The 26,322-nt window shown below is 51.6% G+C and carries 25 protein-coding genes and 1 pseudogene; 10 read left to right on the top strand and 16 right to left on the bottom strand.

Features of this window, described 5'->3' with window-relative positions; genetic code table 11:
• Positions 1 to 20: 20 nt before the first annotated feature.
• The 3 genes from lpfB to J4617_RS16170 form a co-directional block, all read right to left on the bottom strand.
• On the bottom strand, positions 21 to 719 hold the full coding sequence (gene lpfB, locus J4617_RS16180; RefSeq protein ID WP_001082123.1) for a long polar fimbrial chaperone LpfB: 699 nt from the start codon (positions 717 to 719) through the stop codon (positions 21 to 23).
• An 84-nt stretch (positions 720 to 803) separates the two neighbouring features.
• Entirely contained in the window at positions 804 to 1,328 is a 525-nt protein-coding gene (gene lpfA / locus J4617_RS16175) for a long polar fimbria major subunit LpfA (RefSeq protein ID WP_001519917.1), read from the bottom strand.
• 517 nt (positions 1,329 to 1,845) lie between these two features.
• Positions 1,846 to 2,550, bottom strand: coding sequence for an autotransporter outer membrane beta-barrel domain-containing protein (locus J4617_RS16170; RefSeq protein ID WP_000637070.1), 705 nt, complete (start codon positions 2,548 to 2,550; stop codon positions 1,846 to 1,848).
• A gap of 156 nt (positions 2,551 to 2,706) precedes the next feature.
• On the opposite strand from J4617_RS16170, the gene tag reads away from it, so the two are divergent.
• Positions 2,707 to 3,288 (top strand): DNA-3-methyladenine glycosylase I, encoded by a 582-nt coding sequence (tag, locus tag J4617_RS16165; protein WP_001188418.1) that lies wholly within the window; start codon positions 2,707 to 2,709, stop codon positions 3,286 to 3,288.
• Positions 3,266 to 3,706 carry an N-acetyltransferase gene (locus J4617_RS16160; protein ID WP_000619902.1) on the top strand — a complete coding sequence of 147 codons (441 nt, stop codon included), beginning with the start codon at positions 3,266 to 3,268 and terminating at the stop codon, positions 3,704 to 3,706. Before tag ends, J4617_RS16160 begins: the two co-directional genes overlap by 23 nt.
• Here the strand turns inward: J4617_RS16160 and J4617_RS16155 are convergent.
• Complete coding sequence (locus tag J4617_RS16155) at positions 3,675 to 6,008, bottom strand: molybdopterin guanine dinucleotide-containing S/N-oxide reductase (RefSeq protein WP_017465309.1); 2,334 nt, start codon at positions 6,006 to 6,008, stop codon at positions 3,675 to 3,677. The two genes, J4617_RS16160 and J4617_RS16155, sit on opposite strands and share 32 nt — an antisense overlap.
• A 152-nt stretch (positions 6,009 to 6,160) precedes the next feature.
• On the opposite strand from J4617_RS16155, the gene J4617_RS16150 reads away from it, so the two are divergent.
• The gene (locus J4617_RS16150; protein WP_000747548.1) at positions 6,161 to 6,823 is read left to right on the top strand and encodes an OmpA family lipoprotein; all 663 of its coding nucleotides are present in this window, start codon (positions 6,161 to 6,163) and stop codon (positions 6,821 to 6,823) included.
• 218 nt (positions 6,824 to 7,041) lie between these two features.
• The gene (gene ghrB / locus J4617_RS16145; RefSeq protein WP_017465308.1) at positions 7,042 to 8,016 is read left to right on the top strand and encodes a glyoxylate/hydroxypyruvate reductase GhrB; all 975 of its coding nucleotides are present in this window, start codon (positions 7,042 to 7,044) and stop codon (positions 8,014 to 8,016) included.
• Between the two features lie 49 nt (positions 8,017 to 8,065).
• On the opposite strand, the gene J4617_RS16140 is transcribed toward ghrB, so the two are convergent.
• Entirely contained in the window at positions 8,066 to 8,776 is a 711-nt protein-coding gene (locus J4617_RS16140) for a DUF3053 domain-containing protein (protein WP_000190524.1), read from the bottom strand.
• A 438-nt stretch (positions 8,777 to 9,214) separates the two neighbouring features.
• Here J4617_RS16140 and J4617_RS16135 point away from each other — a divergent pair, with 438 nt between their 5' ends.
• The 3 genes from J4617_RS16135 to cueP all read left to right on the top strand — a co-directional run bounded on the left by J4617_RS16135 (position 9,215) and on the right by cueP (position 10,717).
• Entirely contained in the window at positions 9,215 to 9,505 is a 291-nt protein-coding gene (locus J4617_RS16135; RefSeq protein WP_000455790.1) for an HTH-type transcriptional regulator, read from the top strand.
• Between the two features lie 287 nt (positions 9,506 to 9,792).
• Complete coding sequence (gene cspA, locus J4617_RS16130) at positions 9,793 to 10,005, top strand: RNA chaperone/antiterminator CspA (protein WP_000014594.1); 213 nt, start codon at positions 9,793 to 9,795, stop codon at positions 10,003 to 10,005.
• 172 nt (positions 10,006 to 10,177) lie between these two features.
• Complete coding sequence (gene cueP / locus J4617_RS16125; RefSeq protein ID WP_000047140.1) at positions 10,178 to 10,717, top strand: copper-binding periplasmic metallochaperone CueP; 540 nt, start codon at positions 10,178 to 10,180, stop codon at positions 10,715 to 10,717.
• A 373-nt stretch (positions 10,718 to 11,090) separates the two neighbouring features.
• On the opposite strand, the gene J4617_RS16120 is transcribed toward cueP, so the two are convergent.
• The 7 genes and pseudogenes from J4617_RS16120 to J4617_RS16090 form a co-directional block, all read right to left on the bottom strand.
• Complete coding sequence (locus tag J4617_RS16120; RefSeq protein ID WP_000533909.1) at positions 11,091 to 11,576, bottom strand: GNAT family N-acetyltransferase; 486 nt, start codon at positions 11,574 to 11,576, stop codon at positions 11,091 to 11,093.
• Positions 11,564 to 11,851: a DUF1778 domain-containing protein gene (locus J4617_RS16115; RefSeq protein ID WP_000965886.1), complete on the bottom strand. Its 288-nt coding sequence runs from the start codon at positions 11,849 to 11,851 to the stop codon at positions 11,564 to 11,566. Before J4617_RS16115 ends, J4617_RS16120 begins: the two co-directional genes overlap by 13 nt.
• A 177-nt stretch (positions 11,852 to 12,028) precedes the next feature.
• Entirely contained in the window at positions 12,029 to 12,496 is a 468-nt protein-coding gene (locus tag J4617_RS16110; protein ID WP_000702452.1) for a GNAT family N-acetyltransferase, read from the bottom strand.
• Positions 12,497 to 12,667: 171 nt separating this feature from the next.
• Positions 12,668 to 13,066 (bottom strand): annotated as a pseudogene (locus tag J4617_RS23065) (IS3 family transposase); the annotation flags it as partial.
• A 389-nt stretch (positions 13,067 to 13,455) separates the two neighbouring features.
• Positions 13,456 to 15,525 carry a glycine--tRNA ligase subunit beta gene (gene glyS, locus J4617_RS16100; RefSeq protein ID WP_001291736.1) on the bottom strand — a complete coding sequence of 690 codons (2,070 nt, stop codon included), beginning with the start codon at positions 15,523 to 15,525 and terminating at the stop codon, positions 13,456 to 13,458.
• Positions 15,526 to 15,534: 9 nt separating this feature from the next.
• Positions 15,535 to 16,446: a glycine--tRNA ligase subunit alpha gene (gene glyQ / locus J4617_RS16095; RefSeq protein ID WP_001168551.1), complete on the bottom strand. Its 912-nt coding sequence runs from the start codon at positions 16,444 to 16,446 to the stop codon at positions 15,535 to 15,537.
• A 138-nt stretch (positions 16,447 to 16,584) separates the two neighbouring features.
• A complete protein-coding gene (locus tag J4617_RS16090) occupies positions 16,585 to 16,887 on the bottom strand; it encodes a YsaB family lipoprotein (RefSeq protein ID WP_000605590.1) in 303 nt (100 codons plus the stop codon).
• Between the two features lie 165 nt (positions 16,888 to 17,052).
• Between J4617_RS16090 and J4617_RS16085 the strand changes: the two genes are divergently transcribed.
• The gene (locus J4617_RS16085; protein WP_001182586.1) at positions 17,053 to 18,048 is read left to right on the top strand and encodes an acyltransferase; all 996 of its coding nucleotides are present in this window, start codon (positions 17,053 to 17,055) and stop codon (positions 18,046 to 18,048) included.
• Between the two features lie 22 nt (positions 18,049 to 18,070).
• On the opposite strand, the gene J4617_RS16080 is transcribed toward J4617_RS16085, so the two are convergent.
• From J4617_RS16080 to xylA, 3 genes are all read right to left on the bottom strand, one after another.
• Positions 18,071 to 18,424 (bottom strand): YiaA/YiaB family protein, encoded by a 354-nt coding sequence (locus J4617_RS16080; protein WP_000340935.1) that lies wholly within the window; start codon positions 18,422 to 18,424, stop codon positions 18,071 to 18,073.
• 174 nt (positions 18,425 to 18,598) lie between these two features.
• Complete coding sequence (gene xylB, locus J4617_RS16075) at positions 18,599 to 20,053, bottom strand: xylulokinase (RefSeq protein ID WP_000275328.1); 1,455 nt, start codon at positions 20,051 to 20,053, stop codon at positions 18,599 to 18,601.
• 99 nt (positions 20,054 to 20,152) lie between these two features.
• Entirely contained in the window at positions 20,153 to 21,475 is a 1,323-nt protein-coding gene (xylA, locus tag J4617_RS16070) for a xylose isomerase (protein WP_001149561.1), read from the bottom strand.
• A gap of 362 nt (positions 21,476 to 21,837) precedes the next feature.
• On the opposite strand from xylA, the gene xylR reads away from it, so the two are divergent.
• Positions 21,838 to 23,016, top strand: a complete 1,179-nt coding sequence (gene xylR / locus J4617_RS16065) for a D-xylose utilization transcriptional activator XylR (protein WP_000459824.1) — start codon at positions 21,838 to 21,840, stop codon at positions 23,014 to 23,016.
• A 60-nt stretch (positions 23,017 to 23,076) separates the two neighbouring features.
• Here the strand turns inward: xylR and J4617_RS16060 are convergent, their stop codons facing one another.
• Positions 23,077 to 23,901 carry a protein bax gene (locus J4617_RS16060; RefSeq protein ID WP_001575119.1) on the bottom strand — a complete coding sequence of 275 codons (825 nt, stop codon included), beginning with the start codon at positions 23,899 to 23,901 and terminating at the stop codon, positions 23,077 to 23,079.
• A 315-nt stretch (positions 23,902 to 24,216) separates the two neighbouring features.
• On the opposite strand from J4617_RS16060, the gene J4617_RS16055 reads away from it, so the two are divergent.
• Positions 24,217 to 26,244 (top strand): alpha-amylase, encoded by a 2,028-nt coding sequence (locus J4617_RS16055; RefSeq protein ID WP_017466040.1) that lies wholly within the window; start codon positions 24,217 to 24,219, stop codon positions 26,242 to 26,244.
• Positions 26,245 to 26,322 lie beyond the last annotated feature (78 nt).

Genomic DNA, 26,322 nt, shown 5'->3' with positions numbered 1-26,322 from the left:
TAATAATCCTTTAAAACGTGTTAGTTAACGCGCTGTGTCAACATGTCGCCAGCCGTGCCAAAGTCATTAATAATGTTGTATTTAACTTCGCTTACCTTGCCGGTGCCGGCTGGCAGTTCAATATTCAATGAGCCTTTTGCCGGAACCATTCCCGTTTTTTCAATATCACGGCCGTTGGCATAAAATTTATTAAACGTCAGGTTAAAGGCAGATGGGTTTTCCACTTTGATCTGGTTAGCCCCTGCGCTGGTGAACTGCAGTTTGTTCCAGCCGTCCATGCTATTGCCTTTCAGGCCCGCCGGGCGATAGAACAGTTTTAAGCGGGTACGTACGGCGATCTGCAGTACGTTTTTAGCTTCCGCGTCTTCACTTTTGGCAGGAATAGCTTTTACGTTAATCCAATAAACGGACTCGCGATCCTGCGGTAACGTGTTCGTCGTATTAACAATACGTAAAACGTTATTTTTAGTCGGGCTTAATTTAAATAACGGTGGAGTGATGATAAAGGGCGTCTTTTTATTACCGTTAGCATCATCAATCCATGACTGAATGAGAAATTCATCCGTGGTGCTTTTATTATTTACCGTAAGAGAAGCTTCCTTTCTACTACCGTCATAAATAACACGCGTGCTGCTTAATGCCACGCCTCCGGCAAAACTGTTTTGAGCAATCAACGCCAGCACCAGTGCTGTGCAAGATATCAAACGTGAGCGGTTCATGATTCTCTTCCTGAGCCTCCGCTGGAAAAAATGGCAACGGGATTTCCGTTGCCATTATGATTGTCTGTATTAACGAAAATTCGATTATTCGTAGGACAGGTTGAAGTCCACTTCTGCGTTACCGTAACCAGTGGTTACAGTATCTTTTGTTGCAACGTAGTTAGCGGTGTAGTACAGCACGGTCTGACCAGCAGCCAACGTAGTGGTGGATTTACCGGTGTTCATTTCAACAAGCTTGTTAGCGTTGTCGTAGATACCGATGCCCACGCCAGTTGCCGCACCTGCTTCAGTGTTAACAGAAACCAGTGTCGCATCGTCTGTATCACCAACGCCATTGAAGCTTACGTTAACTTTGGTATTAGAGGTGATGTCACAGTCTTCCAGTTTGATCTGGAAAGGCTTAGAAGAAGACTTGTCGCCAATGGCTTTGAAGATATTTTTCTTAACCTGACCCAGCACAACTTCCTGGTTCTGGGAGTCAGTAGAAACGACGCATGGCGCGTCAACGATTTCACCTGTGAATTTAATGGTGCCGTCACCAGATTCAGCAGCGAAAGCAGAAGTGGAAACTACAGCGAGAGCAGACAGAGCAAAAACAACCTTTTTCATTAAAAACTCCATTTATGACGGTAGATAACAGAACGCATCCTTAGGATTATCTGCATTCTGTGAGGAAATGGAGTGTATAGAGGTGGGTATTGGATACTATAATTAGTATATATAAAAATAATTGTTAGTTAATCTTAAAAAGAATAGAAATCAATATGTTACAAATGCAACGTACATAAATGTAATTTTTTATTAAGAATAAATTAATATAATTAATATATTATTTCTTCCTATTCATAAATAAGTTAAATGTCTTCCTTATTTATTAGACGTTTTTTTAACTACAATTGATTAGGTATTTGTGCTAAATAAAAAAAAGGGCACCAAATGGGTGCACTGTACGCCTGGTGTTGCATGTGTTACGCAGACGCTTCGCTAACCCCCTCCCACTGCGGCTGGCGAATAGTGGTGGAAAGTGCCAGCGAGATAATTAACAGCGCAAAGATAACGCAGAAGGTTAGCACCCTACTTCCGCCACAAGAGCTGTTATCACTGCGTTTCGATTATAATTTTTAAGTTAAAACCTGGCGCTCACCCCCAGGGTATACAAATAATCGCTATCCGTAGCGCTATTTTCCGCCTGGGAAAACGCCGCATACGCCGCCAGGTGCGGGTTAAGTAACACGTCCGCGCCTACGGTGACATCCAGCCAGTTTCCCGCCTGATTTCCTGCGGTCATACGACTCAACCCGGACTGCGCTTTCCAGATATTCTCCCCAAACTGTTGGTTATAGCTGATTTGCGCCCAGGGACGGACATCGCCGAACTGCGAGTTTACCCGCCAGCCTAACGTACTGACGCTGGCGTGCCATAACGGATCGGTAAACGCTAATGTCGTCGCGCTATCGCCATATTCGTTATACATTGATGACGTCGAACCGTCGTAATGCAGCGCCGCGACCGGCCCAGTGGTCACGCGTCGGGAAAGCGGAAAATTCCAGCCCATACTGATACCGCTGGTCGCATCAAGCGGGGTTTCATCCGCCAGGCTAAGCACCGGCCCCACTGTATTTTGCGTAGACTGAATACGTTCGGCCAGTATGTCGTTGTAATTCGGTTGGTGATCGCTGTCCCAGGTATAGCGTTCCGTCGTATGCCCCGGAGCCGCTTCAGCGATATATTCTTGTTGCCAGGCATACGTGGTATTGATAAAAAACGAGCAGGCCATAAGGCCCGCCAGACAACGCAATGTCCGGCGACCACGGCGTTTTCTTACAATCATCAACGCGACTCCAGAGTAGAGCCGAATTCGGCGATATTATTGTCATTGAATGAAGGATGTCGGGCATCAGCCCTGTATTAACTATTGTCCTTTTAGCGGGCCCGTCAAGGCGGGTTGAAGGAAATTTTCGCGGTAACCACAATAACGAGGAAGTCTATGCAGCGTTGCGACTGGGTCAGCCAGGACCCCCTTTATATTGCCTATCATGATAACGAGTGGGGCGTACCGGAAACTGACAGCAGAAAGCTGTTTGAAATGATCTGTCTTGAAGGTCAACAGGCCGGTTTATCCTGGATCACCGTGCTTAAAAAGAGGGAGAACTACCGCGCCTGTTTTCATCAGTTTGACCCGGTACGCATCGCAGCTATGCAGGAGGAGGATGTTGAACGCCTGCTGCAGAACACGGGCATCATACGACATCGCGGTAAAATTCAGGCCATTATCAGTAACGCCCGCGCCTGGCTTGCGATGGAGCAAAACGGCGAGTCTTTCGCCGATTTTGTCTGGTCATTCGTTGATGGCCAGCCGCAGATCACCCAGGCGGCCAGCCTGGATAAGATCCCCACCTCAACACCTGCGTCCGATGCGCTTGCTAAGGCATTGAAAAAACGCGGTTTCAAGTTTGTCGGTACGACTATCTGTTACTCCTTTATGCAGGCGTGCGGACTGGTCAACGACCATATTACCGGCTGTTTTTGCCATCCGGGAGAAAAACATGATTCGCAAATCCCAGAGTGAAGACATGGCGTCTATTCTGGCGCTGTGGATGAAAAGTACCATTTATGCCCATCCCTTTATCGAAGAACGTTACTGGCACGAGAGCGAAGCAATTGTACGCGACGTCTATTTACCCGCCGCACAAACCTGGGTATGGGAGGAAAATGGACAACTGAAAGGCTTCGTCAGCGTACTGGAAGCCCGTTTTGTCGGGGCGCTGTTTGTCGCCCCCGACGCGTTAAGACACGGCATTGGCAAAGCGCTTCTGGAATATGTCCAGCAACGTTTTCCTCTGCTGAGCCTTGAGGTTTACCAGAAAAATCAATCCGCCGTAAACTTCTACCATGCGCTTGGTTTTCGTATTGAAGATAGCGCCTGGCAGGAGGATACCGCCCACCCCACCTGGATTATGAGTTGGCAGGCGGATCAAACGCCGTAAGCGGTAGCGCCGGGCCGGTATATTTCTCAAACCAGACCAGCGCGGTGTTGCCCGCACAACCGTTCCCCAGCCGGGAACTGGGAAGATCTTTTGTCAGGACGTTTACCGCGCCGTTTTTGCATATGCCGCCTGCGGTAGGTTCAGGGTCCGGCCATGCGCCTTCGTGAATACAGATAACGCCAGGCCGAATTCCGTCGGTAACGACCGCGCCCGCCAGAACCTGCCCGCGATGATTCCAGACGCGTACCGTATCGCCATCGACGATTCCGCGCGTTGTCGCATCCTGCGGATGAATCGTCACCGGTTCGCGTCCGGCCACCGCATACCGCTCCCGTAACGAACTGTAGTTAAGCTGGCTATGCAGACGGTGCGCCGGATGCGCGGAAAGTAGCTGAACCTGCCCCGCATCGGCGTTCCCGTGCCACTCATCCGGCGCCAGCCACATCGGATGACCGGGACAATCCGCGTAACCATAGCTGGCAATGCGCGCAGAATAGATTTCGATTTTGCCGCTGGCCGTTTTTAGCGGATGGTTATCAGGATCGCGGCGAAAATCCGCGAAGCGCACAAACTGCGCGTTGGCGGGATTTTCCGGCATCTCCAGTAAACGGTTAGCCTGCCAGAATGCGGCAAACGGCGGCAGCGTCACCCCCTGGCTGGCGCCACGCTGGGCGGCAATATTGTAGAAAGTCTCCAGCCACGCCAGCTCGCTTTTTCCTTCGGTGAACCGAGCGTAACCGCCGACTTCCCACCGTTCGCTCAGTTCAGCAAAAACGTCAAAATCATTCCGCGCCTCCCACCGGGGCGACACGACCTGCTTCATCGGCGCCAAATGCTGATTGCTATAGTCGCCGGTCATGGTTAAATCGTTACGCTCATAGCTGGTGGTCGCAGGCAGAACAATATCCGCGTGTTTCGCGGCGGCCGTCCAGAAACATTCCGAGATAACGACCAGTTCCGGTTTTTGCCACGCGCGAATCAGACGGTTGGTATCCTGATGATGGGTAAAGTTCGCGCCGCCCGCCCACCAGATAAAACGAATATCCGGGAAGCGGCGATCCATCCCATTGTGTTGGTAAAACCCACCGGGGTTTTCCAGCGCCTCGACAATACGCGCCACCGGTATTTTATCTACCGCATCGACCCCGCCAGGGATGCTTCCCTGCATCGACGCTAACACGGCGGCGCGGCGCGTCGGGTTTCCGCCGTTAGCAAAATGATAAGAAAAACCAAACCCGCCGCCAGGCGTACCAATTTGCCCCAGCATTGCGGCCAGCGTAACGATCATCCAGTGCTTTTGCTCGCCGAACTGCTGACGCTGCATTCCCCAACCGGCCATCAACATGGTGGTGTTATGATGAAATATTTCCGCCAGTTCGCGGATTTTCACCGCAGAAACGCCGCAAATTTCCGCCGCCCATTCCGCTGTTTTGGCCGTACCGTCGGTCGTGCCCAAAAGATAGTCGGCGAAGCGGTCATAACCCGTCGTGCAGCGGGCAAGGAACGTTTCATCCTGCCAACCGTTTTCCACCAGCGTATGGGCGATCCCCAGCATTAACGCTACATCGGTGCCCATATGTGGGGCGATCCACTCCATCTTATCGCCAAAAAAGTCGACGCTTTCCGATCGCATCGGATCGATGCAGATCAGGCGCTTGCCGCTTTGTCGCAACGCCGCAAAATAGTCGAGCCCCTGTTCATCCGAGGCATTCCAGGCAATTTTCAGAGTATTCAGCGGGTTCGCGCTCCAGAGCACCACCACCTCGCTGTGTTCCAGCACCACCGGCCAGCTAGTCTGCTGCTGGTAAACCTCGTTGCCACCCACCACATAAGGCATGATAGCCTGCGCCGCGCCGGTGGAATAATCGCCAAGATGGCCGGTATACCCTCCCGCCAGCGCCATGTAACGCTGCAATAGTGTAGCCGCTTTATGCAATACGCCGTTCGAACGCCAACCGTAGGAGCCGGCGAAGATGGACGATGGCCCATAACTTTCGCGAATACGTTTGTGCTGAGCGTGGATCAGATCCAGCGCGTCATCCCAACTTACGCGAACAAATTCATCCTGCCCGCGTATGCCTTGCGGCTTATCGGGAGAAGCCAGGAACCCTTTACGCACCATCGGGAAGCGAACCCGCGTTTTGCTGTGTACCTGGTCATGCACAACGGTTTGCAGGGAGTTCTGGTGTGCCGTCGGGAGTTCGCCATATGAAGCAAAAATGCGTTCTCCGTCGGTTTCAACACGGACTGGCCCCCAGTGTGCGGCGGTCAATACCGAATGACGCGATGGTGCGTGGGTCAAGGTTCGCTCCTGAATTATTGGGATTATTTATTTTGCCGATCAATGTTACTTACAAATTTCAGAGTTTTCCCTGGAATTTTCTTCATGTGCAGACGTCATAATCAACCGCCACGGTCGCTGTGGTAAAAATAAAAAAGTGATAAGGATTTAAGATGAAAAAACGTGTATTTGTGATTGCTGCCATCGTGAGCGGCGCCCTGGCAGTATCTGGCTGCACAACAAACCCTTACACCGGCGAACGCGAAGCAGGTAAATCCGGCATTGGCGCGGGTATTGGATCGCTGGTCGGCGCAGGCATCGGCGCGCTCTCCTCCTCAAAAAAAGATCGCGGTAAAGGCGCGCTGATTGGCGCGGCGGCTGGCGCGGCGCTGGGCGGCGGCGTGGGTTACTACATGGACGTACAGGAAGCGAAACTGCGTGACAAAATGCGGGGCACAGGTGTTAGCGTGACGCGAAGCGGCGATAATATCATTCTGAATATGCCGAATAATGTCACCTTCGACAGCAGCAGCGCGACGCTGAAACCGGCAGGCGCTAACACGCTGACCGGCGTGGCGATGGTGCTAAAAGAGTATCCCAAGACCGCCGTCAATGTGGTGGGCTACACCGACAGTACCGGTAGCCACGATCTGAATATGCGTCTGTCGCAGCAGCGTGCTGACTCCGTCGCCAGCTCGCTGATCACCCAGGGCGTCGACGCCAGCCGTATCCGTACCAGCGGAATGGGTCCGGCGAACCCGATCGCCAGCAACAGTACGGCAGAAGGTAAAGCGCAAAACCGCCGCGTCGAAATTACCTTGAGTCCATTGCAGTAAACTACCGTACCGGGTAAGGCGGCATGCTTTACCCGGCCTGCATTATTCCCTCGCCAGACCGGATACACCTCGCATTATTCGGTATTCATTCACCATTTACCACGATACGGCTGCCGACAACGGGAAAATCGGCTGGTCGATTATTGCTAAGCGGGTTAATAATAAGCCTGTTCCGGTTGGCGCATGCCGCGCTTACCTTTTGATTTATGGAGAGTCGCATGAAGCCGTCCATCATTCTCTACAAAACCCTGCCTGATGATTTGCTGCATCGCCTGGAGGCGCATTTTACCGTCACCCAGGTACCGAACCTGCATCCGGAAACGGTCGCGCGACACGCGCAGGCATTTGCCAGCGCGCAAGGCCTTCTGGGCACCAGCGAAACCGTTAACCGCGCGCTGCTGGAAAAAATGCCGGCGCTACGCGCGGCGTCGACCATCTCGGTGGGATACGATAATGTCGAGGTGGACGCCCTTACTGCCCGCAAAATAGTCCTGATGCACACGCCTACCGTTTTGACGGAAACCGTTGCCGATACGGTGATGGCGTTAATGCTGGCCACTGCCCGCCGCGTGGTGGACGTCGCAGAACGGGTTAAGGCGGGTGAATGGACGGAAAGCATTGGCCCGGCATGGTTTGGCGTCGATGTGCATCACAAAACACTCGGTATCGTTGGGATGGGGCGTATCGGGATGGCGCTGGCGCAGCGAGCGCACTTTGGGTTTACCATGCCGGTTCTCTATCACGCCCGTCGTCGGCATCAGGAGGCGGAAGACCGGTTTAACGCCCGCTACTGCGATCTGGATACGTTGTTGCAGGAGGCTGATTTTGTCTGCGTGATCCTGCCGCTAACGGCAGAAACGCGACATCTGTTTGGCGCAACACAGTTTGCCAGAATGAAATCGTCCGCCATTTTTATTAATGCCGGACGCGGCCCGGTGGTCGATGAAAACGCGCTGATTGCCGCGCTGCAAAACGGTGAAATATATGCGGCAGGTCTGGATGTCTTTGAGCATGAACCGCTATCTGTGGATTCGCCCCTGCTGAACATGTCTAATGTCGTCGCGGTGCCGCATATTGGCTCGGCAACGCATGAGACGCGCTACAACATGATGGCCTGTGCGGTGGATAATTTGATTGATGCGCTGCAGGGAAAAATAGAGAAGAACTGCGTCAATCCGCAAGCGGCGGGATAACGCTACAGGCCCGATAAGCGCTGGCTTGCGCTTATCGGGCAGACTGTCATTACTGGGTCGCGTTTACCGCCGCCGTCCAGGCCTGATTAAACGCCTGATGCTGCGAGGCCAACGGCCCAATCAACGCATTATATTGGCTGGCCTGCTGTGAGGTCGGGAACTGAATGCCGTTCGCGACAAAGCTCACCTGCTCGCCCTGTTGCGCAATATAATCGCCCACTTGTACCAACTGCTGCGTAAAGATCTGCGCCGCCGGGATCAGCGGCTGCAAAGCATCTGCCGGCACGGTGACTACTTTTTTGTAGACCTGATCAAACACAGGTTTCAGGTCATCGGCCTGCTTTAACGCGCCATGCGCGGCATCAGCCTGCAGTTTTGCATTCTGCAACTGTTGCGCCAGCACGCCTAACGAACCATTTGCCTGCCGCAGCGGCTCGCGTTGCGTCATATAATCCTGCGGAACGCGGATGGCGTTAACGCTATCGACCACCGGGCGCAGACCGGAATCCATCGCCTGGTTTACCTGCTGCGAGTAGCCATACAGTATCGCGTAATCAGACACGAACGGACCAAACTGTTTTTTCTGATCGGCCGTCAGCGTTGGTAAACGCTCTCCGCTACGCATTGCTGTATTCTGCAGGAAATCGACAAACGCTTTGCGCTGATCGCCTTCTTTATCAAAACACCCGCTCAGGCTAAACACCATTAATAACGCCACAACAGGCGCAAACCAGCGAGAGCAGGACTTACCTGTCGCCATTGTTAATACTCCTTTCACCCAAAAATGCGCACAACGACACCTGCGTGCCTGACGGCTTACAAGGATAGTCCAGGTCAGGCTTGCAGGATACCCTTTCCACGCGATCTTGTAGCGGAAAATTATGTTTATCTGCATCAATGCTTAATTTGTTATTTTATTGTTAATTTTTGGCCTGACACTGCGATAAAAAACGCGGCAAGAAAGCTTTCCAGCGGGCGATGTAATATTTTTTTAATCTTTACAATTATTTTCTGAAAGACGGATATATCTTCCTGGATCAAATTGTTAGCGTCCTAAAAGTCGCGTAGCGTAAGGCATCGAAACGAATCGATAGCGCTTCCTGGCGGCGCGTCGCCCCCCACCCGCAAGTTTCCCGACTATTCTTAAGAGGCTTCGATGCATTTCACGATCCCGCTGTGTGATTTACAGGAGTTCTCAATGGAATATAAAGATCCGATGTTTGAGCTGCTGAGCAGCCTGGAACAAATTGTTTTTAAAGATGAAACGCGAAAGATCACCCTGACGCAAAAACCCAATCCTTTTACCGAATTTGAACAGTTACGGAGAGGAACGGGACTAAAAACAGATGAATTCGCCAGAGCGCTGGGCGTAACGGTTGCCATGGTTCAGGAATGGGAATCGAAACGCGAAAAACCCACGCCAGCAGAGCTTAAATTGATGCGCCTGATACAGGCGAACCCACGCTTAAGTAAGCAATTGATGGAGTAATTTTTACCATTTTCTGTTTTAACGGTCCTGCGTAAGGACCGTTTTCCCCGCCTGATTCCTGGCCTGGAGAAATAAAGTAAAATAAAAGTTGCATCGCCCGGCATTACATGAGTTAATGTGCTCAACGGTTTGACGTACAGACCATTAAAGCAGTTTAGTAAGGCAAGTCCCTTCAAGAGTTATCCATTAGATACCCCTCGTAGTGCGCATTTCCTTAACGCTTAAAAAATCTGTAAAGCACGCCATAACGCCGAAAGGCACACTTATTTTTTAAAAGGTAATACACTATGTCCGGTAAAATGACTGGTATCGTAAAATGGTTCAACGCTGATAAAGGCTTCGGCTTTATTACTCCTGATGACGGTTCTAAAGACGTGTTCGTACACTTCTCCGCTATTCAGAACGATGGTTACAAATCTCTGGACGAAGGTCAGAAAGTTTCCTTCACCATCGAAAGCGGCGCTAAAGGCCCGGCAGCTGGCAACGTAACCAGCCTGTAAGCTTAAAAAGCTCAGAATTTTGAATCCCTGCCTGATGGCGGGGATTTTTTTATTCCAATTCCCCCCTCTCCCCCAGCATAACTTTGCATTACTTTACCCTGCGTCCCTTTGACCTTTCCCTTAGGGGAACCCCTATAGTAAGCAAGGAGATTGTTCACAAGGAATTGAAGTTATGTCGAAATCATCATGGTTATTACTTCTGGGTTTATGCGCCAGCGGCTCCGCGCTTGCGGCATCCGCAGAATCCGCTTTTCTGGCGCAACACGGGCTGGCGGGAAAAACGGTTGAGCAGATCGTGGATACGATTGATCAGACGCCGCAGAGCCGTCCTTTGCCTTACTCCGCGTCGATTACCAGTACCGAACTCAAATTATCTGACGGAGAGCAGATTTATACGCTGCCGTTAGGCGACAAATTCTATCTCTCTTTTGCGCCCTATGAATGGCGGACACACCCCTGTTTTAACCACAGCCTTTCCGGCTGTCAGGGAGAAATGCCGAATAAACCGTTCACTGTAAAAGTGACAGACAGTAAAGGCGCTGTCATCGTACAAAAAGAGATGCAAAGCTATCGAAACGGATTTATCGGTGTTTGGCTACCGCGCAATATGGAAGGGACGCTCGAAGTAAGCTACAACGGTAAAACGGCGTCACATGCCATTGCCACCAGAGATGACAGCCAGACCTGTCTGACGGAATTACCATTACGTTAAAAAAATGCCCGATAACATAATGGGTTATCGGGCCTACAAAGCGCCAACAAGATAAAATTAACAGGGTGCCTTGAGAATGCATAACGCCACAAGAATGGCAGAGGTGGCCTCACTTTGTACTGACCCCAAAAACCTGGACAGATTAACCGGGGCATCAGAGAAAGAGTATCCGTTTAATACATGGGCTCTTTTTTGTTTCTGGCTATAACTAAATAACATTGTCCGCAATCGGATTATCCATTCCGTTGCTTTCTTGCATCACGCGGATTCCTGTCTCATCAATATTTTGTTCGTCGTATTCTTCCTGAATCTAACCTTAGACGTTCTATCAAATTATCGCTTATAGCGATTTGAACGTAACAGTCTTTGCATTCTATTGAGGGAGCCTAAGGAACAATGTTCGCTGCTGAGTTTGTGATGATTTGAAACCATGGTGAATGTAGAAATTTTTGGCTTCTTCGGTAAGTGCATGAACCATGATTGCACGTACACCAATATTCTCGGCAACCCGATAGCAACGAAGCACTGCATCATGAAGTAAATCAGCACCAAGCCCTTTTCCATGGAATGAGAGATCGACAGCAAGACGGGCAAGTATAATGACAGGGATGGGATCTGGCATGTTACGCCGAAGGTTGCCTGTCGCTTCTGTATGGTTGACGCTACCGGTGGCCAGAGAGTAAAAACCGGCTACTTGCTTCGTGTCTTTCTTGCACACCACAAATGTTCTGGCCGCTCCGAGAGCCTGGTTTTTGAGGCCCTTTTGCTTCAACCAGTCATCGAGCACAGCTTCACCGCTGACGAACTCAGCTACCTGATGAAAAGCGGACAAAGGTTCTGGTGCTGTTACACGTCCCACTGAGGTTTCCTTGCCAGCAGTTTTTCGATAACGGGATCATCTGCGACCGGTGCATCAAGCAGATTGATGAACTCCTCATATTGCTCATCGTTAAAGTTAAATACACGGCGGTCAAGGATCACTTTCTCGGCAGCCTGGCAGGCCGTTTCCAGAATGAAATCTGTACGTGACTTGTGAAGGATTTCCGCAGCTGCATCAATGAGCGCCCGCTGCGATTCCTTAGCTCTAAGGTTAAGTTGAACATCTGATTTCATGAGACACCCCTTGTATAGCATTTGCTTTACAATGATAGCACAACCACCATGTATAGCAAACGATATACATCAAGTCGTCGTTTTTCATTTTTTGAATACTGATGTTCGCTTTGTGCCAGAAGCGGAAATTGCTCATTGTAGCGGTTTACTGAGTTCAACAAGGCAAAAGAACAATGCTGCCTTTCTGCAGGCTGACTATTATTTCGCCAAACATTTCCTCATCAGAGCATTTTGTAATGTCACTCCACGGCAAATAGGAAAGCCTCGCTCCACTATATGAAAGCCGTGTCGTAGAAAGAACACTTCCGCAGCCTTACTTACATTTGAAGTAAGTTCACTAATTCCACGCTGTCTGGCTTCCTCATGAATGCAATTCATCAGTAGTGTCCCTACCCCCTGTCTTGAATAGGTTCCTGATACAAAGAAATGATCAATGTATCCATTTGGTTGAACATCTGCATATCCAGCTATTTCACCATCCAGCTCTACAACAAAAGGTTGTAATTCCTTAATGTGATTGGCCCATCGCTCCAGGTCGATATCTGCAGGGGCCCAGGCATCAATTTGTTCACGTGTGTAGTAGTGTGATGCGATCGTATGTACAGATGAGAAAAAAACTCTGAATAACGATATTTCATCCCCATTACTGAACCTTCTGATTTTCATAAAACCTCATTGTGAGAGTTACTTGTAGAACAACACTAATTTTTGTGAAATAGGGCGTCCGTTCCTCGCTCATAGCAGACATTTGCGTGACCGTATCCACCAACGTTCAGGTTTCCTGATAGCATCCCTGTACAGACCTTGTTAATTTCTGCCTGGATAGCTCTTTAGGCGCTATTCAACCGGGCTGAGTCCGTTAAATTTAAGGCTAATTCGTCGGGTATTGTAGTATCGTATGTAATCCTCAATAGCTATCTTAAGTTCATCAATATCCTTAAATTTACTGGTGTAAAAACTTTCTGATTTTAAAGTCCCGAAAAAACATTCTGCACAGGCATTATCAAGGCAGTTGCCTTTGCGGGACATACTTTGGATGATGCCAAACTCTCGTAACTGATACTGGTACCATCAATGACGGTATTGCCAGCCCTGATCTGAATGAAGAACCGGATTGGTACCCGCATCAAGTCTGGCAAATGCCTTCATGAGTATGTCATCGATCATCGGCATGGTTGGACGTTCTGAAATACTGTAGGGGATAGCTTCGTTATTGAAGAGATCAATAATGGGCGCAGTGCACTTTTGATTTATATACCCTTCATACTTCAAGTTGCTTATGTGTTGGCTACGCTCGCTCACCCCAGTCACATAGTTATCTATGCTCCTGGGGACTCACTCCCTTGCCGCCTTTAAGCAACTCGAATTATTTTGGGTATAGTCAGGTGGGGATTTTCTCTGTCTGCCTTTTGGTGAATACCTGAGACAAACAGTCTCAAGCACCCGCAGCTATTCTAACGCCAATATCCGTACCGCCAGCGTTAATGTATTCCTGAAATATTTCTTGCCAATCAATAGAAATAACCGCGTCTATGAGTTACAGAATTATTAGCGAATCGACTAGCACTCTTTACGTTATAAAAAAAACCTGCCCGAAAGCAGGTTTTTTTTATTTAACTGAACGCTTATTGCAGTAACGAAATATCCGCAACCTGCAGGAACAGTTCGCGAAGTTTCGACAACAGCGTCAGGCGGTTGATACGGATATCTTTCTCTTCCGCGTTAACCATGACATTTTCGAAGAATTCATCCACCGGCGCGCGCAGTGCCGCCAGCTCAATCAACGCTTCCTGATAACGACCATCGGCAAAGTACGGCTGAAGCTTATCACGCAGCACAACCAGATGTCTGGCCAACTCAATTTCCGCCGCTTCTTTCAGTACGGAGGCGTGGACGATATCGTTCAGCGGCTCAGTGGCTTTCGCCAGGATGTTGGAGACGCGCTTGTTCGCCGCCGCCAGCGCAGAGGCTTCTTCCAGGGTGCGGAAATGAGACACCGCCTTCATGCGGGCATCAAAATCTGCCGGACGGGTCGGACGACGCGCCAGTACCGCCTGGATAGTGTCGACGGTGTAACCTTCATCCTGATACCAGGCGCGGAAGCGACCCAGCATAAAATCGATCACATCATCGACTACGTTGGCATTGGTCAGCTTGTCGCCATACAGACGCACCGCTTCTTCGGTCAGCGTTTGCAGATCAAGAGCGAGGTTCTTCTCAACAATGATGCGCAGCACGCCCAGCGCGGCACGACGCAGCGCAAACGGGTCTTTGTCGCCTTTCGGATGCTGACCAATACCGAAGATACCCGCCAGAGTGTCCATCTTATCGGCGATCGCCAACGCGCAGGCCACCGGGTTAGACGGCAGGTCATCACCGGCAAAGCGCGGCTGATACTGCTCGTTAAGCGCCACAGCCACATCTTCCGCTTCACCATCATGGCGCGCGTAGTGCATCCCCATCACGCCCTGGGTGTCGGTGAACTCGAAGACCATGTTGGTCATCAGGTCGCACTTGGAGAGCAGGCCCGCACGAGTGGCGTGGTTGACGTCAGCGCCAATCTGACCGGCAATCCAGCCCGCCAGCGCCTGAATACGGTCGGTCTTGTCGCGCAGCGTGCCCAGTTGTTGCTGGAACAGCACGGTTTGTAGACGCGGCAGATGGTCTTCCAGACGTTTTTTACGGTCGGTATTGAAGAAGAATTCAGCATCTGCCAGACGCGGACGCACCACTTTCTCGTTACCGGAGATAATCTGGGTCGGATCTTTCGACTCGATGTTGGCGACGAAGATAAAGTTTGGCAGCAGCTTGCCCGCGTTGTCATAAACCGGGAAATACTTCTGGTCGCCCTTCATGGTGTACACCAGCGCTTCGGCAGGCACGGCGAGGAATTTCTCTTCGAATTTCGCCGTCAATACCACCGGCCATTCCACCAGCGAAGCTACTTCTTCCAGCAGGCTTTCGCTCAGGTCGGCATTACCGCCAATCTTACGTGCTGCTTCTTCAGCGTCCGCTTTGATTTTGGCTTTACGCGCTTCGTAGTCGGCAATGACTTTACCGCGCTCCAGCAGAATTTGCGGGTACTGGTCAGCATTGTCGATAGTGAACTCCGGCTCACCCATAAAGCGGTGGCCGCGAATGACGCGGTCAGACTGAATACCCAGAATAGTCGCCGGAATGACCTTATCGCCCAACAGCAGGGTCACGGTGTGCACCGGACGCACGAAGTGTACGTCAGACGCGCCCCAGCGCATCAGTTTCGGGATCGGTAGTTTCGCCAGCGAGGTGGCTACCATGTTCGGCACCAGCGCTTCGGTACTTTCGCCCTTCACGTGGGCGCGATACAGCAGCCATTCGCCTTTGTCGGTCTTCAGACGCTCGGCCTGATCAACGGTGATCCCGCAGCCGCGCGCCCAGCCTTCTGCCGCTTTGCTCGGTTTGCCTTCGGCGTCAAACGCCTGAGCAATCGCCGGACCACGTTTTTCGACTTCGCGATCGGGCTGAGATTCAGCAAGATTCGCCACTTTCAGCGCCAGACGGCGCGGGGCGGCAAACCATTCAACGTTACCGTGCGCGAGGCCGGCGTTATCCAGCTCCGCAGTGAAGTTCGCAGCAAAGGACTCAGCCAAACTGCGCAGTGCTTTTGGTGGCAGCTCTTCAGTGCCGATTTCCACCAGAAAAGTTTTCTCAGACATGGCCGCCTCTTACTTGTCTTTGTTGCACATCGGGAAGCCGAGGGCTTCACGGGAAGCATAATAAGCCTCTGCCACTGCTTTGGTCAGGGTGCGAATACGCAAAATGTAGCGCTGACGTTCGGTGACGGAGATAGCTTTACGCGCATCCAGCAGGTTGAAGCTATGGGCGGCTTTCAGAATACGCTCGTAGGCCGGCAACGGCAGCGGGTTTTCCAGCGCCAGCAGCTGCTGGGCTTCTTTCTCATACTGCTCGAAGCAGGTGAATAAGAAATCCACATCGGCGTATTCAAAGTTATAGGTGGATTGCTCCACTTCGTTTTGATGGAACACGTCGCCGTAGGTGGTTTTACCCAGCGGGCCATCGCTCCAGACCAGGTCGTAAACGCTGTCCACGCCCTGGATATACATCGCCAGACGTTCCAGACCGTAGGTGATTTCACCGGTCACCGGCTTGCACTCCAGGCCGCCGACCTGCTGGAAGTAGGTGAACTGCGTCACTTCCATGCCATTCAGCCACACTTCCCAGCCGAGTCCCCAGGCGCCCAGCGTCGGGTTCTCCCAGTTATCTTCCACGAAACGGATATCGTGAATGGTCGGGTCCATACCCAGCTCTTTCAGAGAACCGAGATACAGCTCCTGAATGTTGTCCGGAGACGGCTTAATCACTACCTGGAACTGATAGTAGTGCTGTAAGCGGTTCGGGTTTTCGCCGTAGCGGCCATCGGTCGGACGACGAGAAGGCTGCACATAGGCAGTCGCCATCGGCTCTGGCCCCAGCGCGCGCAGGCAGGTCATTGGATGAGAAGTTCCCGCGCCGACTTCCATGTCCAATGGTTGAACAATGGTGCAGCCCTGGCGAGCCCAGTAATCCTGTAAGGTCAGGATCAAGCCCTGGAAGGTCCTGGTATCAAACTTTTGCATATTATTTCGTGCTGGATACGTGTGGATTTAAAGGAAGGAGCCAGTATACCCGCTGGATGCGAGATATACAGTATGAAACCGGTTTGTTTAGCGAAAATTGCCGGATTTCGCGGCATCACACCTCACCAGGCGCGGCTTTTACCGCATAGAAAGATGTAAAAACTGCCCATCTGCATCAAAAGAGCAGACAAAACTCTCTTTACGGAAAGTATTACCACGCATCTCATAGCTCCCCTGAAACTGTTCGAAACCGGTAACAGCAATTTTCTGTGCGCCAGTATTGTAACGCTGCGCCGCCTGAGCTTTACACAATGCTTCCATATCCAGCGTGCGTGTTGGGCTCACTTTACTCTGCTGGGCTTTTTGCGTCGGTGGCGGTGTCGCTGTGCATCCCACCAGAGCGATGGCTATCATCACAGAACAGAAATACTTCATTATCATTTTTATTACCGTCTGGTTTGCTGGTCAGTCTTATTATTAAGGTTTGTGGGTAGCAGACACATTGTGCGAATCTCCTTACGCCATCACAAGATGTAGCGTAGAAAGTCGGATTTTTCCAGTGAGCCACCGCGCTGGAACTCTATTGAAACGGAAGCTGAGGAACTGATGCAGCCTAAAATTAACTGGATTGATAACCTGCGAGGGATCGCCTGTTTAATGGTAGTGATGATCCATACTACAACGTGGTACATCACCAACGCCCACAGCGTCAGCCCGCTAAACTGGGATATTGCGAATGTCCTGAATTCGGCTTCGCGCGTTAGCGTTCCCCTGTTTTTTATGATTTCAGGCTATCTTTTTTTTGGCGAGCGCTGCGCGCAACCGCGGCATTTTTTACGTATCGCCCTGTGCCTTATCTTTTACAGCGTTGTCGCCCTGGCTTACATTTCACTTTTTACTTCGATCAACGTCGAGCTTTCGCTAAAAAATGTGCTGCAAAAACCCGTGTTTTACCACCTGTGGTTTTTCTTTGCGATTACGGTGATCTACCTGGTATCGCCATTAATCCAGGTAAAAAACGTGAGCGGCAAAATGCTCCTGATGCTGATGGTGATCATTGGTATTATTGCTAACCCAAATACTGTGCCGCAAAAAATCGGCGGCGTTGAATGGTTGCCCATCAATCTGTATATCAGCGGCGACACGTTCTACTACATTCTCTACGGTATCCTGGGCCGCGCCATTGGCATGATGGAGACGCAAAAGCCATCGCTGACGCTTATCTGCGCTGCCCTGTTCATCATCGCGGTATTTGTTATTTCTCGCGGCACATTGCATGAATTACGCTGGCGCGGAAATTTTGCCGATACCTGGTATCTGTATTGCGGTCCCATGGTGTTTATTTGCGCCGTCTCACTGTTCACGGTAGTTAAAAATAAGCTGAATGCGCGAACGTTACCTGGACTGGGGCTTATCTCCCGCCACTCGTTGGGCATTTATGGTTTCCACGCGCTGATTATCCATGCGCTACGTACTAATGGTCTGGAGTTAAAACGTTGGCCGCCGTTAGACATCGTGTGGGTTTTTGCCGCGACGGTGACAGGAAGCCTGCTACTTTCCATGCTGTTACAGCGTATTGATAAACGGAAATGGGTTAGCTAAACGATAATGATGGCTCCGGCCATCATTCATCATCACTGTAGGAAGCGTAAAGATCGGTTCCATATATACTGACCCCCAGCGCCACCAGACACAGTATTTTCAGCGCGCCCGCCAGCGCCAGGTTAAATACGCCGACCGCGACCATGCCGATGCCAAGCAACAGCAAAGATTTGCAACGAGAAAGCAAGCGGCCATTTCCCGTGTGTTCCTGGCGAATTAAGACTGGAAAACCACACATGACGATTGCCGCAAAAAAATATCCCTTTTCGCTTAATGTATGACAGCCTGGCCACAGTCCCACCAGGTATACCACTGCACCGACAACTAACATTCCCAGGCCGAATATCCGTTTCCTGCGCGCAACGTGATCGTCCATCTCACTCTCCTTGTGGTTGTGTGAGACACATTAAGCGAAGAAATAGCGATGAAAAAGGCGCCTGCCCAGCAATAATATAAAAATCAGAAAACACACATACTTACTTCGATATAATTCAATAGAATTAATATTTACGGGAAATGCCTTTCGGCCAAAACCGAAAGGCATTCTGACTTATGACATCAACGGCAACAGCTGCTGATAAAGTCGACGGAAGGTTTCACGACGTTGTTGATAAACCGCATGACGCTGCGCATCAGGATAATGCGCCTGCTCCAGCGGCAACTGCGGCAATACATCGGCGAGCGGGGTCTGTTTATTCACCGCAATTTGCGCCAGACGCGCCGCGCCCAGCGCTGGCCCTACATCGCCGCCAGTACGATAATCAAGCTGTAGCCCGCTAATATCAGATAGCATCTGACGCCAATATTCGCTGCGCGCCCCGCCGCCGATAAGCGTCACGCTGGCGGGTTTGACGCCGCAGGCGTGAACCACATCCATACCGTCCGCCAGAGCATATCCCACGCCCTCCAGTACCGCCCGCGCCAGTTCCGCCGGGCCATGCTGATGGGTTAAACCAAAGAAAACGCCTTTTGCCTGCGGATTATTGTGCGGCGTGCGCTCGCCGGACAGGTACGGCAAAAACCAGATCGAATCGGCATGCTCATCCGCCTGCTGTGCGGCGGCAATCAGCGCCGGGACGTTCTCCTGCCCGGTGAGTTTAGCCGCCCAGTCCAGACAAGAGGCGGCGCTCAACATCACAGACATTAAATGCCAGCGTTCCGGCAGCGCATGGCAAAAACTGTGTACTGCGCTCTCCGGTTTACTCAGAAAGCCGTCGCTGACGGCAAAATAGACGCCCGATGTTCCGAGCGAGAGCATCGCCTGTCCGGCATCGATCATTCCTACGCCGACCGCGCCTGCCGCATTGTCGCCGCCGCCCGCCACCACGGGTACTGTTGGCATTCCCCATGCGCTGGCTACCTCCGGCAGCAACGTTCCGGTAATGTCACTACCTTCAAATAACGCTGGCATCTGCTGTCGGGTTAAATGACAGGCGTTGAGCATAACGTCGCTCCAGTCGCGCTTTTTCACGTCCAGCCACATCGTTCCCGCCGCATCCGACATATCGCTGGCAAAGACGCCTGTCATTCGCAGCCGCAGAAAATCTTTCGGCAGCAGAACCTTGTCTATCTGGTAGAAAATATCCGGTTCGTGGCGCTGCACCCAAACTAATTTGGGCGCGGTAAAACCGGGCATCATCAGATTACCGGTTATCGCTCGCGACTGCGGCACCTGTTTTTCCAGCCAGGCGCACTCTTCGCTACAGCGTCCGTCATTCCATAAAATCGCTGGTCGCAGAACCTGCTGACGGCTATCAAGTAATGTCGCGCCATGCATTTGTCCGGCGATGCCCAACGCCCGGACGCCACTTAACGACTGTTGCCGACCTAAACCTTTAACCGCACGATCCGTCGCCTGCCACCACTGCTCTGGTTCCTGTTCCGACCATAAGGGATGCGGACGCGATACGGTCAGTTTTTCAGTATGCGTAGCCAGCACATCGCCCTGCTCATTCAACAGGATAGCTTTTACACCCGATGTACCAAGATCGATCCCGATATACATAGTGTGGGTTCCTTTACTGAAAGCGCCCGGCAGCGCTACGCTTACCGGGCTAATCACGACTACAGGCCGGGCTAACGCGGAGTCGCCCGGTAGATAGAGTTATTTATCAAACAGATAACGGTTAACCAGATTTTCTAACAGCTCCTGATGACCGCTTTGATGTACTGGCGCCAGATTATGCTGCTCCGCATACTGCGCCAGTTCGCCTAAGGAGAGTTGTCCTTTCAGAATCTGCTGCCCCAGCTCGCCATTCCAGCCGGCATAGCGCTTCGCCACGCGTTTATCCAGCTCGCCGTCTTCAACCATACGCGCGGCAATTTTCAGCGACAACGCCATCGTATCCATCGCGCCGATATGACCGTAGAACAGATCGTATTTATCGGTGCTCTGGCGACGAACTTTGGCGTCGAAGTTGAGACCGCCCGTCGTGAATCCGCCCGCTTTCAGGATTTCGTACATCACCAGCGCGTTCTCTTCAACGCTAATCGGGAACTGATCGGTATCCCAGCCCAGTTGCGCATCGCCGCGGTTGGCGTCAACGGAGCCAAAAATACCCAGCGCGATAGCGGTCGCGATTTCATGGTGGAACGAATGGCCCGCCAGCGTCGCGTGGTTCGCCTCAATGTTCACTTTGATCTCTTTTTCCAGGCCGAACTGTTTGAGGAAGCCATAGACCGTTGCAACGTCATAATCATACTGATGTTTTGTCGGTTCCTGCGGTTTCGGTTCAATCAGCAGCGTGCCCTGGAAGCCCATTTTATGTTTGTGCTCGACCACCATTTGCATAAAGCGGCCAATCTGTTCGCGTTCCTGGCGCAGATCGGTATTCAGCAACGTTTCATAACCTTCGCGCCCGCCCCACAGGACGTAATTTTCGCCGCCCAGTTTATGCGTGGCGTTCATTGCCGTAACCACTTGCGTCGCTGCCCAGCTAAAGACTTCCGGGTCCGGGTTAGTGGCGGCGCCTGCGCCATAGCGCGGGTTGGTAAAGCAGTTCGCCGTTCCCCACAGCAGTTTTACGCCGCTCTGCTCCTGTTTCGCCGCCAGCACATCCACCATCTGCGCGAAGTTGTTTTTATATTCTTTCAACGACGCGCCTTCCGGCGACACATCCACGTCATGGAAGCAATAAAAAGGCACATTCAGTTTGTGGAAAAATTCAAACGCCACGTCCGCTTTGCGTTTCGCCAGCTCCAGCGCTTCGCCCGGTTGCTGCCACGGACGATTAAACGCGCCTACACCAAACATATCCGCGCCGTTCCAGCAGAAGGTATGCCAGTAACAGGCCGCGAAACGCAGGTGATCTTCCATACGTTTACCTAAAACCAGCTCGTCGGGATTGTAATGACGAAATGCCAGCGGGTTAGTCGATTGAGGGCCTTCATAGCGAACACGATCGAGTTGGTCAAAATAAGCCTGCATAGTGAGCTCCATAATCAGATAAGACGGCAAGTAAACGACATAACGTCATACTGGAATTTCCTGATTTATTGCTCAATTACGTTATTTCACACCGCTATTAAGAGAATCCCCAAATGTGCTCTGGCTCTCAAAAAAACGCTGAAAACCACAGAAGAAAAAAGCGATCGCGATCGAATCCTGGCAAATAAACAAAAAACCGTAATATATAGATAAGAAATGACAATTGTCATCCGCCGTTTGCTGTGATGAATTTCGCATAACGTTTCAGGCGCAAAATAATTTGTCATCATTCGCCAGACCGTTATGTCAGCCGTTTTGATAGTATCCATGAGTCCAGGTTCACTTTTGCAGGATATATCCTCATGTTTGATAAACGTCACCGTATCACTCTGTTATTTAACGCGAATAAAGCCTATGACCGTCAGGTAGTGGAGGGGGTGGGTGAATATTTACAAGCCTCGCAATCCGAATGGGATATATTTATTGAGGAAGATTTCCGTGCCCGTATCGATAACATTAAAGAGTGGTTAGGCGACGGCGTTATTGCCGATTACGATGATGACGATATCGCGCAATTATTGGCCGATGTCGACGTACCCATTGTCGGGGTCGGCGGTTCTTACCATCTTGCTGAAAATTATCCCGCCGTTCATTACATCGCCACCGATAATCATGCGCTCGTTGAAAGCGCTTTCCTGCATTTAAAAGAAAAAGGCGTTAACCGCTTCGCGTTTTACGGTTTGCCCGACTCCAGCCGCAAACATTGGGCGGCGGAACGGGAATACGCCTTTCGCCAGCTGGTCGCCGAGGAAAAATACCGCGGCGTAGTCTATCAGGGGCTGGAAACCGCGCCGGAAAACTGGCAGCACGCGCAAAATCGCCTCGCCGACTGGCTTCAGACGCTGCCGCCGCAAACCGGCATCATTGCCGTAACGGATGCCCGCGCCCGTCACGTATTGCAGGCCTGTGAACACCTGCATATTCCGGTGCCGGAAAAACTTTGCGTTATCGGTATTGATAACGAAGAGTTAACCCGTTATCTGTCGCGCGTCGCGCTTTCCTCCGTCGCGCAGGGGGCGCGGCAAATGGGCTATCAGGCGGCGAAGCTGCTGCACCGTTTGCTGGCGCGCGAAGAGATGCCGTTACAGCGCATTCTGGTGCCGCCGGTGCGCGTCATTGCGCGCCGCTCGACAGACTATCGCTCCCTGACCGATCCGGCGGTTATCCAGGCGATGCACTTTATTCGTAACCATGCCTGTAAGGGCATTAAAGTCGAGCAAGTGCTGGACGCGGTTGGGATTTCACGTTCAAACCTGGAAAAACGTTTTAAGGAAGAAGTTGGCGAGACGATACATGCGCTGATCCACGCCGAAAAGCTGGAAAAAGCGCGTAGTTTGTTGATTTCCACCACGTTGGCGATAAACGAAATTTCGCAAATGTGCGGCTACCCGTCACTGCAATATTTCTATTCGGTGTTTAAAAAGGAGTACGTCACTACGCCTAAGGAGTATCGCGACCAGCATAGTGAAGCGTTGTTGTAGTTTATCCAGCCTACAGATGCCTTGTAAGCCGGATAGCGTAGCGCCATCCGGCACACAGAATTACATATGCGCGGCGATCAGACGCTGGTTGTCCTGGTACATCGCGAACAAGTAGTTGTTATAGCGCGACCCCTGGGTAGAGTAACCCTTCAGCTTATGAATCATCGCCGTGGCGGTGACTTCCTGATCCGCCTTACGCAGTTGGGCGCGCGACTTGCGGAAAGAAGAATAAGCCGGATGCGTGTTCAGGTTGGCGACATACGCGCTCACCGACTCCTCAACCGACGCGAATTGCGAGTAACCTTTCACCTTACCCGGCGTATTGGTACAACGCCCTTTCGTGCACTTCATGCCGAACAGGTTATTGTTGCTACGCGCCAGTTTAGAGGTTCCCCAGCCGCTTTCCGCCGCCGCCATCGTCGCCACCATGCTGGTTGGGATAATGTCGACGCGCTCCAGCAACGTATTCCACGGAATACGACGCGTGTTGCCGGACCAGCTCACTTTATAGCGCTTCGCGATATCTTTCATACGCGCGCGTTCAGACGGCGACCAGCGGTTCTGGTACTGTTTTGAGATCAGCCAATTACGGTCCGCGGTAATCGCGGCATTTTGGCTGGTGATGTAAGGCATAACGGTCCGGAGAAACGCTTTTTTTCTGGGGGTTCCGGAAGGGTATTTTCGCAAATCAGGAAGTGAACTGCTCTTTGCACTATTGCGAGAATACTCTTGTTTACTGCTAACCTGTTTATAACTTGTCTCAGTTATGTGGGACTTTTGACTCGTTTGTGTTGCGTGCGTCTTTGCCAGCACCTCACCCGAAAATGCGATGGTGAGTAACATAAGAATCATTGCCCCATATCGTCGCATGGGAGTCAATATCATTAGGTCTCCTGGTCGGATTGATACATTCCAACACCTTTTATTTTTCACGAAGTTGAGGTTTGAACCCCAAATTCTAGCAAAAATAGGCTTAAAAAGCACCTCAGGGAATAGTCTTAATCCGAAACTATGTCAACTATTAACGATAACAGGCAGCAATAATGCCAATAAAATGTGGTGCTTATCGCAAATAGAGGCGTTTTTTTGCGCCTCGTCGCTCACCCTCGCGCCTCCTCCTGCGCGACTCTCTGCTGAGGAGGAGTTCATTCGCCTAAAAACCAGGCAAGCTGATGAATATTGCCCACAAAGGATAGCGTGATGAAACTTGCCGCCTTCGCTCTGACGCTGATACCCGGTATCGCGATCGCCTCATCATGGATCTCACCCGGTTTTCCGACGTTCTCGACGCAGGAAACCGGGCGCTTTACCAGCCATGCTGCATTAACAAAAGGTACACGCGCGTTAACGCTCCATATTGACCAGCAGTGCTGGCAGCCCTCCGGCGCCATAAAACTCAACCAAATGTTGTCGTTAAAACCCTGCGAAGGCGCGCCGCCGCAATGGCGTTTGTTTAAAGATGGCGACTATACGATAACGGTAGATACCCGCTCCGGTACGCCGACCCTGTTGTTATCGATAAAAACTGAACCTGAGCGCACCGCGCAGCTCGCCTACCAGTGTCCCGTCTGGGATGGTTCGCCGCTCACGCTGGATGTTCGCCAAACCTTTCCGGAAGGGACGGTAGTGCGCGATTATTACAGTGGTCAAACCGATACCGTCCAAAACGGACAAATCACGCTGCAACCTGCCGACAGCCACGGGCTTTTATTGCTGGAACGCGCGGAAACCCATGCGTCAGCGCCTTTTAACTGGCGCAACGCCACCGTTTATTTTGTGCTTACGGATCGCTTTCGCAATGGCGATCCAACCAATGACCACAGCTATGGTCGCCATAAGGATGGTATGCAAGAGATTGGCACTTTCCACGGCGGCGATTTGCGCGGGTTGACGAGTCAACTGGACTATCTACAGCAATTAGGCGTGAACGCCTTGTGGATAAGCTCGCCGTTTGAACAGATCCACGGCTGGGTCGGCGGCGGAACAAAAGGCGATTTTCCTCATTACGCCTATCACGGCTATTACACTCAGGACTGGACGACGCTGGATGCCAATATGGGCAGCGAAGCCGATCTCCGCGCGCTGGTCGACGGCGCGCACCAGCGCGGCATCCGTATTTTATTTGACGTAGTAATGAATCATGCCGGTTACGCCACGCTGGCGGATATGCAGGAGTATCAGTTCGGCGCGCTCTATTTATCCGGCGCGGAACGGCAAAAAATTCTCGGCGATCGCTGGACAAACTGGCGACCCGCCGCCGGACAAAGCTGGCACAGCTTTAACGACTACATCAACTTCAGCGACAGCGCCGCCTGGGAAAAATGGTGGGGGAAAAAGTGGATTCGTACCGATATTGGCGACTACGACAGTCCGGGATTTGACGATTTAACCCTGTCGCTGGCCTTCCTGCCGGATATAAAAACGGAATCTACCACGCCTTCCGGTCTACCCGCGTTCTATGCCAACAAACCCGATACTAAAGCAAAGTTCATTGAGGGCTATACGCCACGGGATTATCTGACTCACTGGTTAAGCCAGTGGGTACATGATTACGGCATTGACGGGTTCCGGGTCGATACTGCCAAAAACGTTGAGCTTCCTGCCTGGCAACAGCTAAAAACCCAGGCCAGCGCGGCGTTACGTGAATGGAAGCAGGCCAATCCGGACAAAGCGCTGGATGATAGCCCGTTCTGGATGACTGGCGAAGCGTGGGGCCACGGCGTCATGAAAAGTGATTATTATCGCTATGGTTTCGACGCGATGATCAATTTTGATTATCAGGAGCAGGCGGCGAAAGCGGTCGATTGCCTGGCGGAAATGGGACCAGTCTGGCAGCAGATGGCGGATAAAATGCAGGATTTCAACGTATTAAGTTACCTCTCCTCGCATGATACGCGCCTTTTCCGTGAGGGCGGTGATAAGGCGGCGGAACTGCTGCTGCTTTCGCCAGGCGCGGTGCAGATCTTTTACGGCGATGAATCCGCTCGTCCCTTCGGCCCCACCGGCTCCGACCCGCTGCAAGGCACCCGTTCAGATATGAACTGGCAGGACGTGAGCGGAAAGTCAGCCGCAGCCGTCGCGCACTGGCAGCGTATTAGCCAGTTCCGCGCCAGACATCCCGCCATCGGCGCAGGCCAACAAACCACGCTGACGCTAAAACACGGGTACGGTTTTGTACGCCAGTACGGCGACGATACGGTGATGGTCGTCTGGGCGGGCCGCCGCTAATCGTGGCGCTACCGGTCTCCTCGCGTACCGGTAGCCCCTTCAAAATAAAAAACTAACCTGATAAAAATTTGTAGCATA

The organism is Salmonella sp. 32010601201800023SM, from assembly GCF_017572235.1.
Classification (GTDB): domain Bacteria; phylum Pseudomonadota; class Gammaproteobacteria; order Enterobacterales; family Enterobacteriaceae; genus Salmonella; species Salmonella enterica.
This window is presented reverse-complemented; position numbering and strand designations above follow the sequence as displayed.

Coding starts and splice junctions, on each gene's coding strand:
- lpfB (WP_001082123.1), bottom strand. CDS start 719: ATGAACCGCTCACGTTTGATATCTTGCACAGCACTGGTGCTGGCGTTG.
- lpfA (WP_001519917.1), bottom strand. CDS start 1,328: ATGAAAAAGGTTGTTTTTGCTCTGTCTGCTCTCGCTGTAGTTTCCACT.
- J4617_RS16170 (WP_000637070.1), bottom strand. CDS start 2,550: ATGATTGTAAGAAAACGCCGTGGTCGCCGGACATTGCGTTGTCTGGCG.
- tag (WP_001188418.1), top strand. CDS start 2,707: ATGCAGCGTTGCGACTGGGTCAGCCAGGACCCCCTTTATATTGCCTAT.
- J4617_RS16160 (WP_000619902.1), top strand. CDS start 3,266: ATGATTCGCAAATCCCAGAGTGAAGACATGGCGTCTATTCTGGCGCTG.
- J4617_RS16150 (WP_000747548.1), top strand. CDS start 6,161: ATGAAAAAACGTGTATTTGTGATTGCTGCCATCGTGAGCGGCGCCCTG.
- ghrB (WP_017465308.1), top strand. CDS start 7,042: ATGAAGCCGTCCATCATTCTCTACAAAACCCTGCCTGATGATTTGCTG.
- J4617_RS16140 (WP_000190524.1), bottom strand. CDS start 8,776: ATGGCGACAGGTAAGTCCTGCTCTCGCTGGTTTGCGCCTGTTGTGGCG.
- J4617_RS16135 (WP_000455790.1), top strand. CDS start 9,215: ATGGAATATAAAGATCCGATGTTTGAGCTGCTGAGCAGCCTGGAACAA.
- cspA (WP_000014594.1), top strand. CDS start 9,793: ATGTCCGGTAAAATGACTGGTATCGTAAAATGGTTCAACGCTGATAAA.
- cueP (WP_000047140.1), top strand. CDS start 10,178: ATGTCGAAATCATCATGGTTATTACTTCTGGGTTTATGCGCCAGCGGC.
- J4617_RS16115 (WP_000965886.1), bottom strand. CDS start 11,851: ATGCTATACAAGGGGTGTCTCATGAAATCAGATGTTCAACTTAACCTT.
- J4617_RS16110 (WP_000702452.1), bottom strand. CDS start 12,496: ATGAAAATCAGAAGGTTCAGTAATGGGGATGAAATATCGTTATTCAGA.
- glyS (WP_001291736.1), bottom strand. CDS start 15,525: ATGTCTGAGAAAACTTTTCTGGTGGAAATCGGCACTGAAGAGCTGCCA.
- glyQ (WP_001168551.1), bottom strand. CDS start 16,446: ATGCAAAAGTTTGATACCAGGACCTTCCAGGGCTTGATCCTGACCTTA.
- J4617_RS16090 (WP_000605590.1), bottom strand. CDS start 16,887: ATGATAATGAAGTATTTCTGTTCTGTGATGATAGCCATCGCTCTGGTG.
- J4617_RS16085 (WP_001182586.1), top strand. CDS start 17,053: ATGCAGCCTAAAATTAACTGGATTGATAACCTGCGAGGGATCGCCTGT.
- J4617_RS16080 (WP_000340935.1), bottom strand. CDS start 18,424: ATGGACGATCACGTTGCGCGCAGGAAACGGATATTCGGCCTGGGAATG.
- xylB (WP_000275328.1), bottom strand. CDS start 20,053: ATGTATATCGGGATCGATCTTGGTACATCGGGTGTAAAAGCTATCCTG.
- xylA (WP_001149561.1), bottom strand. CDS start 21,475: ATGCAGGCTTATTTTGACCAACTCGATCGTGTTCGCTATGAAGGCCCT.
- xylR (WP_000459824.1), top strand. CDS start 21,838: ATGTTTGATAAACGTCACCGTATCACTCTGTTATTTAACGCGAATAAA.
- J4617_RS16060 (WP_001575119.1), bottom strand. CDS start 23,901: ATGATATTGACTCCCATGCGACGATATGGGGCAATGATTCTTATGTTA.
- J4617_RS16055 (WP_017466040.1), top strand. CDS start 24,217: ATGAAACTTGCCGCCTTCGCTCTGACGCTGATACCCGGTATCGCGATC.